Below are 16,872 nucleotides of genomic sequence, written 5' to 3' on the forward strand. Positions count from 1 at the left end.
GCCCAGATTTGTTAGGGCATCCAGGAGACCAAATGGCATCAGCTTCCACCTACGCGCCCTCGCGCGACGATTTCGCGGCGCTTCTCGACGAGAGCTACGGCCAGAACGAGGCCTTCGAGGGCTCGGTCGTCAAGGGCATCGTCGTCGCGATCGAAAAAGACGTCGCCGTCATCGATCTCGGTTTGAAGACCGAGGGGCGCGTTCCTCTCAAGGAGTTCCAGGGCCCCGGGCGCGAGGGCAAGCTCAATGTCGGCGATGAGGTCGAGGTCTATCTCGAGCGGATCGAGAACGCGCTCGGCGAAGCCGTCATCTCGCGCGACAAGGCGCGCCGCGAGGAGAGCTGGGTCAAGCTCGAAAAGGCGTTCGAGAACCAGGAAAAGGTCGAAGGCGTCATCTTCAACCAGGTCAAGGGCGGCTTCACCGTCGATCTCGACGGCGCCGTGGCCTTTCTGCCGCGCAGCCAGGTCGATATTCGCCCGATCCGCGACGTGACCCCGCTGATGCAGGTGCCGCAGCCCTTCCAGATCCTGAAAATGGACCGGCGCCGCGGCAATATCGTCGTCTCCCGCCGCACCGTGCTCGAAGAATCCCGCGCCGAGCAGCGCCATGAGATCGTCGCCAACCTCGAGGAAGGCCAGGTGATCGAGGGCATGGTGAAGAACATCACCGATTACGGCGCCTTCGTCGATCTCGGCGGCATAGACGGGCTTTTGCACGTCACCGATATCGCCTGGCGCAGGGTCAATCATCCGACCGAGGTGCTGACGATCGGCCAGACCGTCCGCGTGAAGATCATCAAGATCAATCACGAGACGCACCGCATTTCGCTCGGCATGAAGCAATTGCTCGAAGATCCGTGGCAGGGCATCGAGGCGAAATATCCGGTCAATGCGCGGTTCCGCGGCCGGGTCACGAACATCACCGACTACGGCGCCTTCGTCGAGCTCGAGCCCGGCATCGAAGGCCTGATCCATGTCTCGGAAATGTCCTGGACCAAGAAGAACGTCCATCCGGGCAAGATCGTCGCGACGAGCCAGGAGGTCGATGTTCAGGTCCTCGAAGTCGATCCGGTCAAGCGCCGCATCTCTCTCGGGCTCAAGCAGACGCTGGCGAACCCTTGGGAAGCCTTCGCCGAAAAATATCCGGTTGGCTCGGAAGTTTCGGGCGAGGTCAAGAACAAGACCGAGTTCGGCTTGTTCATCGGTCTCGACGGCGATGTCGACGGCATGGTCCATCTCTCGGACCTCGACTGGAACAAGCCCGGCGAACAGGTCATCGAGGATTACAAGAAGGGCGATATCGTCAAGGCGAAGGTGCTTGACGTCGATATTGAAAAAGAGCGCATCTCGCTCGGCGTCAAGCAGCTTGGCGTCGATCCTTTCGCGGCGAAGCCGGCCGATGCTGCGAAGCCCGGTGAGGAAGGCGCCGCCGAGCTCAAGAAAGGATCGGTCGTCACCTGCGAAATCCTCGAAGTGAAGGATGGCGGCCTTGAGGTGCGGATCGTCGGCACCGAGTTCACCGCCTTCATCAAGCGCAATGAGCTTGCGAGGGATCGCGCCGATCAGCGGCCCGAGCGCTTCGCCGTGGGCGAGAAGGTCGACGCGAGGATCACCCTGTTCGACCGCCGCGCCCGTAAGGTTTCGGTCTCGATCAAGGCGCTGGAAGTCGCCGAGGAGAAGGAGGCCATCGCGCAATATGGCTCCGCCGATTCCGGCGCCTCGCTTGGCGACATTCTTGGCGCCGCGCTGAAGGCGCGCGAGGAGGCGCCCAAGAAAGGCGGCAAGGCCCCGGCCGACGACGAATAAGGCTTTAAAAGCCAGGCCGCGCCTGGAGAGCTGACATGCTCTGAACGCGGCCCATTAATCTTCATGCCCGCGCGGGTCAGTTCCGCGCGGGTTTTCTTTTGGCTAGCACAGGAGCGCGATTCATGCCCGGCAATGATGCGGGTTCGCCAATCGGCCTCGGCGTCGATTTCGGCACGACGAATAGCGTCGTCGCGCTCGCCTATCCCGGCGGCCATGTCGAAAGCCTGAGCTGGCCGTCGGCCTTCGGCCCGACCGAGACATTTCGCACCGCGCTGATGTTTTGGCGCGAGGGTCGCAACAAGGTCCGCCATGTCGCCGGACCGGAGGCGATCGCCCGCGCGATCAATCCTGAAGGCGAGCAGAGATTCATCCAATCGATCAAGACGCATCTGGCGAGCCCGCTCTTCACCGAGACGCGGCTTTATGGCGAGCGCTTCACCATTGAGCGGCTCGTCGCGACTTTTCTCGAACGCCTCTTCGATCAGGATGCGCTCCATGCGGCCGGCTCCCCAACGGTCGTGGCGGGGCGCCCGGTCGTTTTCGCCGGCGAGCGGCCGGACGAGGCTCTCGCAGTCGCGCGGCTCAAAACCGCTTATGCTTCGGTTGGCGTAAACGGCGTCGAATTCGCCTATGAGCCGCTCGGCGCGGCTTATTGGTACGCCCGCAAGCTCGAACATGAGGAAGTCGTTCTCGTCGCCGATTTCGGCGGCGGCACCAGCGATTTTTCGGTGCTGCGCTTCAGCCGCAAAGGAAAGCGCCTCGAAGCTCTGCCGCTTGCCCATGGCGGCGTGGGCGTCGCCGGGGATACATTCGATTATCGCCTCATCGACCATGTCGTTTCGCCGAAGCTCGGCAAGGGCACGCTCTATCGCTCCTTCGACAAGCTTTTGCCGATTCCGGCCTATTTCCATGCCGCTTTCGCGCAATGGCACCAGCTGTCCTGGCTGAAATCGGCGCAGACGCTGGCGGAGCTCAGGAAGCTCGCGTTGAGCGCGGAGGCGCCGCATATGCTCGAAGATCTCATGGTCCTGATCGAGCATGATCTCGGCTTTGAGCTTTACCGCGCCGTCGGCGATCTGAAGGCGAAATTATCCGCCGAGACGGAGGCGCGTTTCACATTCGCCCGCGAAGGGATCGAGATCGAGGCGTCAGTGACGCAAAAAGATTTCGAAGGCTGGATCGCCGATGATCTTGGCAGGATCGCGCAAGCCATGGATCAAACTGTCGCCAAAACGGGGCTCGGCTTCGCCGATATGGACGCGGTGTTTCTCACCGGCGGCAGCTCTTTCGTGCCGGCGGTGCGGGCGCTGTTCCTGGAGCGCTTCGGCAAAACTCGCGTTCATGTCGGCGACGCGTTTCAGTCAGTGGCGTCGGGGCTGGCCTTGATTGCGGCGGACAGGGCGGCGGTCTAGAAAACTTCGATCATATAGCTAGGCTCGAAAGCCGTATTTCAATATTGAGACGCCGCCAAGCCGCGCAAGCGCTTGACGCAAGCCCGCCAGCGCGGCAGTTTCCCGCCGAACTTTCATCCCACGGTTTCATCGGCCTTCTAGCCGTCACGGGTCATCGGGTTCCATTGGCCGATCCATCCTCCGCCGACGCTTTCGTTCTCGCCGTTGATCCGGCGGCGCCGCCGCCGGCTCTCGCCGGCGCGGTGGTCGCGATCGGCAATTTCGACGGCGTCCATCGCGGGCATGCCGCGGTGATCAAGCGCGCAGAGGCGCTCGCAACGCGGGTTGGCGCTCCCTGCGCCGTGCTCACCTTCGAACCGCATCCAAGCGACTTTTTCCGCGGGCCCAACACGATCTTCCGCCTCACGCCGCTCGAAGCCAAAGCGAGAGCCTTCAAGCGCCTAGGCCTCGACGGAATGATCGTCGTGACCTTCAATGAGGCTCTGGCGCGGCTCCCCGCCGAGGAATTCGTCGTCGAGATTCTGCTTCGCCGCCTCGGCGTTCGCGCCGTCGTCGCCGGCTATGACTTCCACTTCGGCGCCGGACGCACAGGCACGCCGGCGTTCCTGAAGGAAGCGGGCGCAAGGCATGGCTTCGAGGTCGAGATCGTGGAGCGCATTCCAGCCGATACGACGGATCACCGGGAGGCCGCCTCCTCGACCGCGACCAGGGCGGCGCTCGAGTCGGGCGATGTCGAACACGCGGCGCAATTGCTCGGCCACCCGTTTTCCATCCTCGGCAAGGTTATCGAGGGCCAGAAGCTCGGCCGGACGATAGGCTTTCCGACCACGAATCTCGCGCCCGATCCGAGCTGCCGGCTGCGCCACGGCATTTACGCGGTTCGGGTCGACGTCGGCGGAAGGCTTTATGACGGCGTCGCCAATTATGGCCGGCGCCCGACATTCGACAATGGCCCTGCCCTGCTCGAAGCCTATCTCTTCGATTTTTCCTCCGACATCTACGGCGAAATGATCGAAGTCTTCTTCATCGGCTGGATCCGGGGCGAGGCGAAATTCGCCTCGGTCGACGCGCTCATAGCCCAAATCAGGCAGGACGCCCTGCGCGCCAAGGAAATTTTGCATGCCCGGTCTCAAGGCGACGCCGCCAGCTAGCCGGGCTTGGCGCGGCGGATCGCGGGGCTAAGCCGCTTGCAGCTAAGTCCCTCGTCGGCCGCGTGAATTGGCTTGTATTTCGCCCCTGCCTCCGTTAGTATTTTTGCTCGGATTTAAGGCGAGACGCCAAAGTGGGTTTTAGTTCCGACATGCCGAAAAGGATCGACGCAGGGCGCGCGCCCGCGTGCGGCGGAGCTTCGCTTTTCGCCGGATTGCTTCTGCTTATCGGCCCCTGAGGGCCGGCCGGGCCATGCGCCTGGGCGCTCAGGGGATGCCGCGAGCTTTAACGACAATCCCTTCGGACAGAAGCCATGACCAATGACAACACAGTCTCGCGCGTAGAAGAAACGCGCCCCAATTCCGAGTCCGTCGTCATCTTCGACACGACCTTGCGCGACGGCGAGCAATCGCCCGGCGCCTCGATGAGCTTCGAGGAGAAGCTCGAAGTCGCCGATCTTCTCGACGCGATGGGCGTCGACATCATAGAGGCCGGCTTTCCGGTGACCTCCGAGGGCGATTTCGAGGCGGTCTCGGCGATTTCGAAGCGGATGAAGCGCGCCGGCGTCGCTGGCCTCGCGCGCGCCGCGGCGAAAGACATTGATCGCTGCGCCGAAGCGCTGCGCCATGCCCGCCGCCCGCGCATCCATCTCTTCATCTCGACCTCGCCGCTCCACATGAAATACAAGCTGCAGAAGGAGCCGGCGCAGGTTCTCGACATGATCGCTTCGAGCGTCGCGCGGGCGCGCAACCTCGTCGAGGACGTCGAATGGTCTGCCGAGGACGGAACCCGCACCGAAGTGGATTTTCTCTGCCGCTGCGTCGAGGCCGCGATCAAGGCGGGCGCTACGACAATCAATATTCCCGACACCGTTGGCTATGCGGTGCCGGAGGAATATCAGGCTTTGTTCGAAACGGTCCGGGCGAGGGTTCCGAACTCCGACAAGGCGATTTTTTCCGTCCATTGCCACAATGACCTCGGCCTCGCCGTCGCCAATACGCTCGCCGGCGTCAGGGGCGGCGCGCGGCAGGTCGAATGCACCGTCAATGGGCTCGGCGAGCGGGCCGGCAACGCCGCCATGGAAGAGGTCGTGATGGCCTTGCGGGTGCGCGGCGACTCGTTCCCCTATCATACGAATATCGACGCCACGATGCTGACGCGGGCGTCAAAACTCGTCTCGGCGGTCAGTTCATTCCCGGTGCAATATAACAAGGCGATCGTCGGGCGGAACGCTTTCGCGCATGAGAGCGGCATCCACCAGGACGGCATGTTGAAGAACGCACAGACCTACGAGATCATGACTCCCGAAAGCGTCGGCGTAAGCAAGACGTCGCTGGTCATGGGCAAGCATTCCGGCCGCCACGCGTTCAAGGAAAAACTGAAAGAGCTCGGCTACGAACTCGGCGACAATGCGCTCGAGGATTCCTTCACCCGCTTCAAGGATCTCGCCGACCGCAAGAAGATCGTCTATGACGAGGATCTCGTCGCCCTTGTCGACGACGAGATCGTCAATGCGCATGATCGCATCAAGCTCGTCTCCCTCTCCGTGATGGCTGGCACCAACGGACCGCAATCGGCCGCCTTGACGCTCGAAATTGACGGCGAGCGCAAGACGCATCAGGCGACTGGCAATGGCCCGGTCGACGCGATCTTCAACGCGATCCTGGCGCTCGCGCCCCATCACGCCACGCTCGAACTCTTCCAGGTTCACGCGGTGACGCATGGAACCGACGCGCAAGCCGAGGTTTCCGTTCGACTCGCCGAGGACGGCAAATCGGTCACCGCGAGAGGCGCCGACCCCGACACTTTGGTCGCCTCCGCGAGGGCCTATATCGCGGCCTTGAACAAGCTGATGGTCAAACGCGGCAAATCGCGTCCTGGCGTCTTGGCGGGCTGAAGCCAAGGCCGCCGATTTCCGGCGCCGCCACAGGCGGGCGGCGGAGTTCGAGGCGCGAAGCGCTGGACAGGCTGAAGCGCGTTTGCTAGAGCAAGCGCGACTTCAGTCGACGCAGGCTCCTTTGTCTTGGGCGCTCGGGCGAAGGGAAAGCAAGGCTGGGCCGATCTGGCGCTTAAGTCGTGATCGGTCTATATGCGCGTTTCACTTTCCGATCAGTCGCTCCGCTTCTGTCGAAAAGGAAGCCATTTTGATGGGCGTATAGCTCAGTTGGTAGAGCAGCTGACTCTTAATCAGCGGGTCCACGGTTCGAGCCCGTGTGCGCCCACCATCAAAATCAAGCGTAACTGTAAAAGCCGCATCTTCCAGCGCCAAGCTGGCGTTGACGGCGGCGTTGAGGGCGACTGTCCACTTCCAGGCGCCGCCTTGGCTCGTCAGTGATTCCAGCACCATGTCGGCATGCCGTTGACCCAGCATCGATGGGTCGGCGACCAAACGCCGTTTCGCCAGCCTCCTCCAGGAGGCGCCGGAGGATTAGCGAGCTCGTAGCCGGGCGGCGGCCCATAGTCGTCAGGCTCCTGCCATTCTTCATCTGGGGGCGGCCCGCCATATTGGGCGAACGCCGGCGCTGCGCCGAGCGCAGCCATTATCGCCAATAGGAACGCAAATCGTCTCACGCCGTCGCTCCAATCCTCTCGCGCTTTCCGCGTCCAAGACATTGCTTCTTCGTCAGCCCGTCCAAGCTTCGAGCACTTGTGAGCCTGCCATCAAAACCTAAAAGTTTACAAATGTATCAGATTTGCGGACCTAAGACTTCCGAAAAGTCGAATTTTGCATAGCAATAAACTTCCGCCATGACGAATTTGGCGGCTTTCTTGCTTCGGAATTTCGTGTAAATCGTCGAGGGCGGCGGCCATCCTGGCCCCGTGACGCGGAGAAGCAAATAATGAACTTGGAAAAAGGCGAGGAAGTTGTCTTGACGAAACTGCCCAGCGGGAAGTGGGCGCCCCATCTTCGTTTGAACGGCTTTGAGGAGCCCTTCAGCCTGGGCCGCGAATTCAAGACCGAGGAAATGGCCGAAGGCTGGCTCGACACGACCGAAGCAAATAACTTGATCGATCAATTCATCACTAAATACCGCAAGGCGTGAAGCTCGATTTGGCCTTTGCCAATGACGCCGGTCCAGCGCCGGATCGGGAGTTCGCGGCTCGATTTCCCCTCCTCGCTCGTGTCTTGCTGATGAAAAACTCTTGCCGCTCCGACGTCGAAAGTCGGCGCGGCCGCGCTTGGCGTTTGTAGGCGAATCGGATGCCGATTCGCCTGAAGAAAGTGCGACAGGAGGAGCGCCCAGCGGACTACGCGAGGAACTTTGGGGCCGCGCTCGCAACCGGGTCAGTTGAAGCGGGCGACCCAGATAATACATCGCGCTGTCTGCTCGCGAGATACTGCGGCCTGCCCGCTGCCCCCAAGCTCGCCAGACCGACCCGACGACAAATCGGTCCGTTGGCTCTGTGAAACCCAGAATGGCGCGTCGCGCCTACACGCGCTAGATAATAACATTGCTGAATAGAATCATCGTCGGAGCAAGCGGCTTGTCCCGCGTCGCGGCGTAAGTTCGGCTGAGTTGGCTTAATTGTGCGGCTAGCCTGCAACCTGGCAATATAGCCGGACGGTCAAACAGCAACCCTTGGCGTCTCCGACCAAAAATGCGTCTCCCCCTGGGCGAATTTGTCGCGGCTTGCAAGAAAGACCAACTATCTTGCAAAGATCGGATTGGCCCCCACTTTGAGAGGGTAAATCCAAGCAAGCGTAACAGAAGAGGAGGAATGGGTGCTACCGCAAGAGTCATCTTCATATGTTGAACTTTCGCCGCAGGGCAAAACCACCGACTATGCGGCGCGGGCGCTGTGGTGGTTTATGCTTCTAACGCGGCTCATTCTCCCAGCCTATATGATCTGGGCGTTCTATAGCGCATTTGGTTGATAGTCTAAAAGGCAAGCCAATCGCGGAGGCTGATGCAAGGGCCAATACAAAAAAGCTCACGTTGGCGTCGAGCATGTCTTCGCCAGCCAAAAGGGTTCAATGAGGCTTGTCATCCGCACCATCGTGTTGGCGAGGACGAAAGTTAACATCGGCCTCGCCGATCTTACCTACAACATGAAACGGACGCCGGCATCCCTGTTGCCGTAATCTCACTTATGCTTCAATGCATGATCAAGCTAAATGATTGCTCGGGAATCCATTCTGTTTGGATCGTCTCGAACTTCCCACCGAGTCTTCATATTTCGTCATAGTGAAAAACACCTGTTGATCAACAACAAGCCTAGGCTTCTTACAGTCCTCTAATCTGATCGCGGCTTCTACAAAAAATGAGCAATTCGTCGCGACAGATTCGTAGCCGGGTCTCTTTTGCTCAGAATTGGAGAGAGCTTAGGATGAATTTGAGATTGTCCTATTTATTACCGTGCTTCGGCTTGCTGACGGCTGCTCTATCTGGATGCACAGATAATTCGGCTGCTCCAGTAAGCATTGACTATCATCAGATCGGCTTTTGCAACACATATGCGACTCCCGACGGGGTACGTGCGTCAAAGCCGGACGAAGTCTATGTTGTCTACAAGATCGAAGCCGTCAACAACACCCACAACGAGGATTTTACTTTTCTTCCAAATCGCCTGTACATCGATCCGGCCGAATGGGGAGCGAGCCAAATGCCATGGGCGTCAAAGCCCGGCGAGATGCAGGATTTTTACGCTATACGCAACCGCCGCCATTTTATGTCCAATGATGCGAGCTTCGCGCAGGCTACGGGTGTTCGCTTGTTGGAGCCCAGCGTAATCTCTCACGATTCCAAAAAGAACATCACGGGCTATTCATTCATCGCTGCGCCAGCGGCCGGCAAGGATCGCCCTGTCGAGCGTAACTTCAAGCTATCGTATGAACCACAAGAGGGCGATGCAAATTGGGGGCACGTCGATCCGCCGGTGGTGATGAACAACACAAATGCGGCTGAGACCGCCTGGCCCCATCACGACAACTGCCAGGACCTCGCGCTCGATAGGCTTCCCTCGTAAGATCGCCGGCCTCATTCGATTTGTTTTGTCAGACGCCATGCAAGATGGCGGACCGCATTTCGGACGATGGTCGCAGTTACGGATGACCTTCGACGAAATATTTGCGAACGAACGGACCGACGTCGCCGCGCGGCGGATTGGACGCCCTCGCGCAGTTCAGCTCGAGATGCGCCTGATTGTACATCGAGGCGAGAACGACCCCGTCGGGATTGTTCGCGAAAGCGTAATCCAAAAGGAGTTCGCTCGCCAGAAATGGCGGGCCATAGCCGAGTTGAGACGCAAGCGCGGCGAGACGGCCGCCATCCGTGCCCAGAAGACGCAATATGCGGTCGAATACGCCGCGGCCGAATATGCCATGGGTTACGAAAAAGAGGGACGTCTCGCCGGAGAGCGCAGCCCGCAAATGCTCGGCCGCCTGGTCGAAAGGGCTGTCCGCGAACTGCGCGACGCCAAAAAGCGCTGAGGCGCCCGCTCCCGCCGCAATCGCTTCGGGAGTTCCCGCGATAGAGATAGCGCGCGCGTAGCCTTTTTCGACAATGCGCTGCAATGCGCGCAGGATCGCTTCGTCCGCGCATTCTTCCGGACTCGGTTCATCCAGGGCCAGGACATCGACATAGTCCGCCCGCAGTCGGCGCAGGCTCTCGACAACCGAGGATTCGACGAGATCCGCCCGAAGAGGATTCCGATAGGACTCCGGTCTCGTCACAGCAACATCGGCAAGGAGTTGAGGAAAAAGCTTGCCCAGCGCGCGGGCCGCGGGCCTGAGCAGGCGCACCCCGGCCGAAATCGCCGGAGCGGGCCAGCCAAATTTCGTTGAGACCACCACTCGATCGCGCCGACCCGGCAAGAAGCGGCCCAATATCGCCTCCGCCTCGCCATCGCCATATGCGGGCGCGACGTCAAACCAGTTTACGCCGCGCTCGAATGCGCTGTCGAGCGCGCGCCGTCCATGCGTTTCGGAGACCCTTGATCCGAGCGAGGCGCAGCCAAAGCCCAAGGCGGAGACCTGACGACCGAGGCCCGGACAGACGACGGTTCTCATACAAATATCTCCCTTTCTTATTGGCGACCGCCGATGCTGACCTCGCAAAAGCTAGCGCGTCGGCGATAGGATCGGCAAGACGCATAACGAGAGTCGCCGGGAGTTCCATCGCCTTGCAAAAGCGCCTGCGCTCGGCCGATGCGGCCAAGTGACCCGGGCGGGCGACGCCTATTCGGCAAAGTCCGCCGCGAGCCCCGGCGGCGATAGCCAAAAAGGATGGCGCAGCGGTCGGCGAAGCCACGCAGCAGAGGCTCGAAGCGGCATTCGTCCGCGCAGCATAGGGCGACTGCGGCGGCCTTATTGCGCTGGATCGACGGCGTCCGGAAAGCGAATTTTTCGCGGTTTAATCGCGCGGGCGGGATTGCCGGCGTAGACGGTCCATGGCTCAAGGTTGCGAAAGGCGCAGCCTCGCGCCCCCAGCACGGCCCCATCGCCGATCGTAACGCCAGGGCCTACGAAAGTTTCGGCGGCGACCCACGCCCGCCGACCGACGATGATTGGCCGCGCGATGGTCTGGAAATTCACGTCCTCGACGTCATGCCCCGCGGAGCAAAGATGGCTTCCTTGCGAAACGACCGCATAATCGCGAATGATGATTTTTTCGACCGAATAGACCGTCACGTTGGGGGCCACCCGCGCGTATTTCCCAAGCTCCAAGTGCGGCGGATACCAAACTTTAGCGCTGCCATAAATAAACGATTCAGGGGCGACCTTCGCGCCAAAAAGACGGAGCAGAAACAGCCTCCAACGGTTCAGCGGCGGCGGCGTCCAAGACGCCAAGAGCAGCCAGGTCAGGATCCAGGACGCCCGAAAGACCCGATTCCGCAAGGAATAGGTCGGACCGCCCTCAAACGGTCGCGTCACCGTGGCGTCGAGAATTTCCATAAAACTTCAACTCGTGCGAAAAGCTTCGATAAGCTGCGGCGCCAATGTTCCGAGATCGAATTTCTCCACAAATCCCTTGCGCGCGCACGCCCCGATCCTTTGTTTTTCTTCTATCGACAGGCTGACGAATTTTTCCAGCATTTGGGTGACGCCATCGAGATCGTCATTTACGACGAGCCCGGCGCCGCTGTCTTGAACTTCACGCCAGGTATTGACCTTCGAGGTGGTAAGCACGGGCTTGCCGCAGGCCATAGCCTCAGCGACGACGATGCCGAAATTCTCCTGGTGCGAGGGAAGAACGAAGGCCGAGGCGGCGTGGAAGGCGCCCCATTTCAAATCCCCTCTCAGCATTCCGGGCCAATGGATCCGTTCGGCGACGCCGCGCTCCGCGGCCAAGTCCTGCAGCTTTTTCACCCAGCCGACTGAATCCGGGCCAGCCATCACCAAGTCCAACGCCGGATCTTTTGCGGCGATCTTGGCGAAAGCCTCAATCAATAGATCGCAGCCCTTCTTGGGGTGAATGCGGCTCAGAAACAGGATGAAATCACGGTTCGCCAATTTCGGACACGCCGCGAGGAAGGACGCCGCTTGCGCCTTAGGATCTCCCGGCACGTCCACAATTCCATAAGGCACAACCCGATCCTTGCCTCGGTAGGGCCAAAAAGAATTGCCCGCAAGTTGCCGCTCCTCTTCCGTCACATACATGACGCGGACGGCGTTGGCGATCAACGGACCTTCGCTGAACCACCAGAGAATCTGTTTTGCGAGAGCCTTGACGGGCTGGATTTTATTGAAATAGGGATCGAGCATCCCATGGGGATATACGAAATAGCGCGTATCGGTCCGACGCAAGGCGCGCCATGCGCCGAGCGACGAGTAGTTCCATAGGCCGTTGACGATAATTGCGTCGTAGCGCCTAGCGTTCGCCTTAAGCCAAGGGACGAAATGCGGCGTGTAGCCGTAACGCAGCCAGGGGAGTTTCCGGCGCAGCTTTGGATAGGACGTATGACGGATTCCCAAAGCGTGGACCGGCAAGGGGCAGGATTTGACCCATGGATCACCCGGAGCGTCGAGGGATAAGATCTCCCGATCGCATCCCTGCTCTCTCAATATCCCAGCCGATGTCATTATCCCTTCGATCGGACCGCCGAATTCAGGGTTCACCGTCAAAATGACATGCAATATAACCATTGAACTTCACGGCTCGCCAAAGCTAGATTTACGAAACGTGGCAGCGAACTGTTGGGACCTTTTTTGTGGGTCGGCATCACGCGCCACTCTCGGTCCGCTTTCCGTGGGAGATAGAACGAACAGGACAATTGCGAATAACGTTATCCGATCCGCCTAAATCAAGCAATGCCTGGTAGTGTTGCAAGGCCAAAATGAATTCCGCTGTCGGGCCCGCACAATTCTAATGTTCTATCTTCCCGACAACATAATTCCGACATTATCGAGCCTCGTTAACGAATTTGACCAAGCTTACTCACATTAATTTGACGAAAGCTGGCGTGTAAATCCGCGGCGCGTCATTGTCCTATCATCAGCGAATGCACCGCCGCCGCCTTGCGTCCGCGCGCCAAGGCTTCCCGATCGATGGTATTGAACAATGCGTTTTGTTGAATTTACATTTGAGACGTACTGCGGCCCGCAGTCCGGACGCGACGCACGGCGTGCGGGCCTCGCCGTCCGGCCTTTGCCTACGTCGGACTATCCGGCCGCGGCAAAATCCCGCGACTGGCACGCATGACATCTATGCGTCGACCTCTCTTCCATTTTCCGGCGACAAAGCTCGGCGGATTGGCGATTTCCCCCGGTTTTACGTGAAAAGGCCCACGTTGAGCAAAATTTGGCGTTCTTTACCGTGGCGCTGGAGCCAAGCGTCCCGGCTCGCTGCGCTCGGCGGCGCCGTAATCGCTGTTTTTGGCGGCTTGCAATCCAAAGCGGCGCAGCCTGAAAGGGCATGCATTTGGGCGCTGGGCGACAGCTTGACCGGAGGATATCAAGCCGAGCTTGCCAAGATTCTGCCGGACCGGCGCGTCATCGGCGGCGGCCTCGCGGCGCAAAACTCGACGCAGATTGCGGCGCGCACGGGAGCCGTGCAAACGCGCGTGAGCGTGACCGATGATTCCATCCCCGCTTCGGGCGACGTGCGCGTGACGGCGATCGCGCCGCCTCTGATTTCGAACGCGGCGAGGGCCGGCGAAATCGAGGGAAGCCTCGCCGGCCGCGCCGGCAAGTTGACCTGGGACGCCGACGACAGCTATCTTTTTAAGCCGACGCCTGAGGAAAACAACACCCCTGCCCCGCCGCACAGCGTGTTCACGCCGAATACGAGCGAGGTTCGGGACTGCGTGCTCATCCTTTGGGCGGGACATAACAGCATACCGGCGGTCGCGAAAATCTTGGCCGATACTGATGCGATTCTAGCTCCCTATTTGCGGCGACATAGACCCTTTCTGGTCATCGGTCTGCTAAATGGCGAAAAGGAGATGATCGGCGCCGCCGGTTTCAGACTGAAAATGCAAGTCAGCGAAACTCTGGCCCGAAGATACGGCGCCAATTACATCGACATACGCCGCTACCTCATCGAGCGAGGCTTACAAGACTTGAACCTCGTCGCCGACGCCGCGGATCAGGAAGATATCGCAAACGGCGTCGTCCCTCATAGGCTGCGGCAGGATGTCATTCATCTCAACGACGATGGAAACCGCCTTGTCGCCAGATACCTCGCCGCTGCGCTAAAGGACAGGCAATGGTAGATGGCGCTTGACTGGGCGCGCGGGCGCCGATCTTGCCGATGAATCTCATATCCAAATGCACAACCGCCTCAGCAAAGGATTTCGACCGTGACCAGCGCTATCGGCATGATTGATTTGAAGGATACGAGGGTGCCGATCGCGATCCCTTTGGTCGTGATCGGCGGATTCGGAATCTTTCAATTGATGCTGGGGACGGATCCGCTGATCTTGGCCCTTTGCGCGATTTCAATCGCTGCGCCACTGATTCCCTTGCACCTTTATGGGCGCGATCTCTATTCGATGGTCGGAGTTCTTTTCAGCCTGCGCTACGCGGGCGTGGCGCTCATGGCTAAGTCATTCTACGGGCAGACGCTCGACTCGCATTTATTCGACGCCTATTCCGCCTTCGGGTTAAACGCCCTTCTCATGCTCCTCATGACCGGGGTTATCTTGATCGCGCGGGCATTGGACCCCGGAAGGGAAGCTTTTCCTTTCCCGACCGATTTGCCGAGTCTGCGGCGGCTCTCCACTTTTTGCTTTTGCTTTGGCCTCGCAGCCGAGCTCTTTGTCGCCACCAAATCCGCCGATGGCAGCAGCGGCGGCGGTTCGCTTTTCGTTATCGCGTCGTCATTGGCTGAATTTCTCTTTCTCGGCATGATCGCGGAAACCGTCTATGCGATCAAGAAGTCCGAAGGGCGCAGCTTCGTCACGGTCCGCATGGCGCTCATGCTTGGCGTCGTGCTCGCAATCGTCCTCGCCCTCAATATGAGGGGATTTCTTCTGAGCTGCCTGATCGGGATTGTCATAACGGCGTTCATTTATCGGATGCTGCGCCTGCGCCATATTCTGATCGGCGTCGTCGTCGCCGTCTTTTTCACGTCCATCCTGACGCCTATCACTCTCTATCTCAGGATGCAGAAAGAGGGCGTCACGAGAGCCCAGTTCGTGGAGCTGGCCAAGGATACGGTCATAAAGGCCGCGACCGATCCGAGTTTCTTCAGGGCCATCTCCCAGGCGGCGGAATATGCGGCATTCTCCAACATAAAATCGGAAGTGGAATATGATTATTACGGCGACCGTTCGAACGTTCTGAATCGGCTGTCCTTCATCGGCCTGCTCGACGCAGCGGCCTATGCGGGGCATGGGCGAAGGCCGATCGGAATGCCGGCCGTCAATCAATCTCTGGCCCGCAACGCGCCCGGCTTTCTCGGCTTTGACAAGAGCGATCTGTCGTTCGGCATGGGCGACTGGCTTTCCTGGCAGATGGACATGGGAACATATGGCATTCCCGCTTTCTTGAATTTTGGCCTTCCGATGGAAGGGTTTGTGACATGGGGCCTGGTCGGATTCATCGCCTATCCTTTTGTCTTATCCTTGATAATTCTCCTTATATGCGGGCGCATATCCAGTTTGAAGCTGCCGCTTCCGACGAGCATTTTTCTCTTCACGTCCCTTCAAACCGCGCTGATAGAAGACACGTCCGACGGCTATCTCTCGGTGATCACAAGGGGCCTGCCGACCCTGCTGGTCGGCCTCTTCTTCACGCATAAAATTCTATTCCCGCGTGGCGCAACCGCGCAGCCGGCCTCCATAGCGGCCTCGACGACAAATTGAACGAGACGCCGGGAATGCCGCCAGCGATGCGGCTTGGTCCCGCGCCTGGAAAATTAAAGCCGGTCTATGAAGGTGAAGAATGCGTTCGAGGCCCTGATCGCGAAACGCTCTACATGCACGAAGGCGCGCGCGGCCAGAAGAGACGCCGCAAGCGAAACCAGCATGATGAAATAGGCCGGCGCGCGCGTGACTATCCCATCTGGAAACAGGCGCAGGATAAGGAAAGATTCGAGCGACACAATGATCGGAACGTGGACCAGATAGATCGGAAAGGACAATTCGCCCAGAACATGCGAAAGGCGGTTGTCGAATAAGGATTGCAGCCAGTTGCTGCTGTAGATGGCGAAAAGAAACACAGCCGCGCCAATGCTTAGGCGCTGCGCGACCGCGAAATGGGCCAGACCGACAAAAGGAACGATCGTCAGGCCCGCCGCTACGCCGATCAGCGCGACGACGGACAAGACATTCGCGGCCGGTCGAGCCGCGAGCCGCTTGAACGTTCCCGCGACGCGGAGTTCTCCGAACACCATGCCAAATATGAAGCAGACAAAGAATGGCGCGAAGAGAACCATGAAGGGAGTCAAAAGGGCGAAGATCACCCAACGCTGCGTGCGATTCCTTGTCACGAACAACGTTAGAAAGACCAAGACCGATCCAAAAAGCTCGACGCTCATTGACCAGAGGACCGGATTATACGAAGTCTCCGTTGTGTGTTGAAAATAGACGCCAATCAGCGAGTAAGACAATAAATGCCCTACGCTGGGCTCGAAAGGAAGAAAACGTCCGAGCCAATCCGGCCTATCGACTACAACGGCGGCTTCATGTGAATAGACGAGGTTGGCTTTCATCAGCAAGAATACGATCAGGCAGGACGCAAAAATCGGTATTGTGAGGCGCACATATCGCTTGATGGCTAATTTTCTCACCGGCTCTACATCGTTCCTGACGAAATAGGCGTGCGAAAGCGCTTCGCCGGAAAGAACAAAAAAAATGGCGACCGCGAAGCCGCCATCGCATAACGAGATCCAATAGCGTCCGAATTCCGGGAGCTTGTTGGCGAAGACCTCATGGCACACGTGAAAAATCAGGACGTCGATCGCGGCCCATCCCCGAATCGAATCAAGGATGTGCAGCCGAAGCTTAGGGTCGGCCGCTATTTTCTGCGCAGGACGATTTGCATAAATTCTTTGCGTCTCTGAACTTAACGCATTTGCCATAGCGAACACCCTTCAACATCGCAGCGCAATATAGCCGCTGCG

12 protein-coding genes and 1 tRNA gene are annotated in these 16,872 nt (G+C 59.3%); 9 read left to right on the plus strand and 4 right to left on the minus strand.

From position 1 onward, the window contains the following. The first annotated feature begins 32 nt into the window (after positions 1-32). From rpsA to RZS28_RS17925, 7 genes are all read left to right on the plus strand, one after another. The gene (gene rpsA, locus RZS28_RS17895; RefSeq protein WP_407339077.1) at positions 33-1,805 is read left to right on the plus strand and encodes a 30S ribosomal protein S1; all 1,773 of its coding nucleotides are present in this window, start codon (positions 33-35) and stop codon (positions 1,803-1,805) included. 122 nt (positions 1,806-1,927) lie between these two features. Next, complete coding sequence (locus RZS28_RS17900; protein ID WP_407339078.1) at positions 1,928-3,217, plus strand: Hsp70 family protein; 1,290 nt, start codon at positions 1,928-1,930, stop codon at positions 3,215-3,217. A gap of 164 nt (positions 3,218-3,381) precedes the next feature. Next, positions 3,382-4,368 carry a bifunctional riboflavin kinase/FAD synthetase gene (locus RZS28_RS17905; protein WP_407341165.1) on the plus strand — a complete coding sequence of 329 codons (987 nt, stop codon included), beginning with the start codon at positions 3,382-3,384 and terminating at the stop codon, positions 4,366-4,368. Positions 4,369-4,679: 311 nt separating this feature from the next. Then, positions 4,680-6,263 (plus strand): 2-isopropylmalate synthase, encoded by a 1,584-nt coding sequence (locus RZS28_RS17910; protein ID WP_407339079.1) that lies wholly within the window; start codon positions 4,680-4,682, stop codon positions 6,261-6,263. A 252-nt stretch (positions 6,264-6,515) separates the two neighbouring features. Further along, positions 6,516-6,591, plus strand: a tRNA-Lys gene (locus RZS28_RS17915). 615 nt (positions 6,592-7,206) lie between these two features. Further along, entirely contained in the window at positions 7,207-7,410 is a 204-nt protein-coding gene (locus RZS28_RS17920) for a hypothetical protein (RefSeq protein WP_407339080.1), read from the plus strand. 1,285 nt (positions 7,411-8,695) lie between these two features. Next, positions 8,696-9,334, plus strand: coding sequence for a hypothetical protein (locus RZS28_RS17925; protein WP_407339081.1), 639 nt, complete (start codon positions 8,696-8,698; stop codon positions 9,332-9,334). Positions 9,335-9,410: 76 nt separating this feature from the next. Here RZS28_RS17925 and RZS28_RS17930 read toward each other — a convergent pair whose 3' ends face one another. The 3 genes from RZS28_RS17930 to RZS28_RS17940 form a co-directional block, all read right to left on the minus strand. After that, positions 9,411-10,376, minus strand: coding sequence for an aldo/keto reductase (locus tag RZS28_RS17930; protein ID WP_407339082.1), 966 nt, complete (start codon positions 10,374-10,376; stop codon positions 9,411-9,413). A gap of 297 nt (positions 10,377-10,673) precedes the next feature. Continuing rightward, positions 10,674-11,261: a putative colanic acid biosynthesis acetyltransferase gene (locus RZS28_RS17935; RefSeq protein WP_407339083.1), complete on the minus strand. Its 588-nt coding sequence runs from the start codon at positions 11,259-11,261 to the stop codon at positions 10,674-10,676. 6 nt (positions 11,262-11,267) lie between these two features. After that, positions 11,268-12,452 (minus strand): glycosyltransferase, encoded by a 1,185-nt coding sequence (locus RZS28_RS17940; protein WP_407339084.1) that lies wholly within the window; start codon positions 12,450-12,452, stop codon positions 11,268-11,270. A 794-nt stretch (positions 12,453-13,246) separates the two neighbouring features. On the opposite strand from RZS28_RS17940, the gene RZS28_RS17945 reads away from it, so the two are divergent. Further along, positions 13,247-14,020: a hypothetical protein gene (locus tag RZS28_RS17945; RefSeq protein WP_407339085.1), complete on the plus strand. Its 774-nt coding sequence runs from the start codon at positions 13,247-13,249 to the stop codon at positions 14,018-14,020. Between the two features lie 87 nt (positions 14,021-14,107). Beyond that, positions 14,108-15,613 carry a hypothetical protein gene (locus tag RZS28_RS17950; RefSeq protein WP_407339086.1) on the plus strand — a complete coding sequence of 502 codons (1,506 nt, stop codon included), beginning with the start codon at positions 14,108-14,110 and terminating at the stop codon, positions 15,611-15,613. Between the two features lie 53 nt (positions 15,614-15,666). Here the strand turns inward: RZS28_RS17950 and RZS28_RS17955 are convergent, their stop codons facing one another. Then, positions 15,667-16,830: an acyltransferase family protein gene (locus RZS28_RS17955; RefSeq protein WP_407339087.1), complete on the minus strand. Its 1,164-nt coding sequence runs from the start codon at positions 16,828-16,830 to the stop codon at positions 15,667-15,669. Positions 16,831-16,872: the final 42 nt, after the last annotated feature.

Source organism: Methylocapsa polymorpha (assembly GCF_045689225.1).
GTDB lineage: Bacteria > Pseudomonadota > Alphaproteobacteria > Rhizobiales > Beijerinckiaceae > Methylocapsa > Methylocapsa polymorpha.

What these genes read in the sequence shown, in the direction of transcription:
- RZS28_RS17925 (WP_407339081.1), top strand. Translation starts at nt 8,696, where the DNA reads ATGAATTTGAGATTGTCCTATTTATTACCGTGCTTCGGCTTGCTGACG.
- rpsA (WP_407339077.1), top strand. Translation starts at nt 33, where the DNA reads ATGGCATCAGCTTCCACCTACGCGCCCTCGCGCGACGATTTCGCGGCG.
- RZS28_RS17910 (WP_407339079.1), top strand. Translation starts at nt 4,680, where the DNA reads ATGACCAATGACAACACAGTCTCGCGCGTAGAAGAAACGCGCCCCAAT.
- RZS28_RS17955 (WP_407339087.1), bottom strand. Translation starts at nt 16,830, where the DNA reads ATGGCAAATGCGTTAAGTTCAGAGACGCAAAGAATTTATGCAAATCGT.
- RZS28_RS17930 (WP_407339082.1), bottom strand. Translation starts at nt 10,376, where the DNA reads ATGAGAACCGTCGTCTGTCCGGGCCTCGGTCGTCAGGTCTCCGCCTTG.
- RZS28_RS17900 (WP_407339078.1), top strand. Translation starts at nt 1,928, where the DNA reads ATGCCCGGCAATGATGCGGGTTCGCCAATCGGCCTCGGCGTCGATTTC.
- RZS28_RS17920 (WP_407339080.1), top strand. Translation starts at nt 7,207, where the DNA reads ATGAACTTGGAAAAAGGCGAGGAAGTTGTCTTGACGAAACTGCCCAGC.
- RZS28_RS17935 (WP_407339083.1), bottom strand. Translation starts at nt 11,261, where the DNA reads ATGGAAATTCTCGACGCCACGGTGACGCGACCGTTTGAGGGCGGTCCG.
- RZS28_RS17940 (WP_407339084.1), bottom strand. Translation starts at nt 12,452, where the DNA reads ATGGTTATATTGCATGTCATTTTGACGGTGAACCCTGAATTCGGCGGT.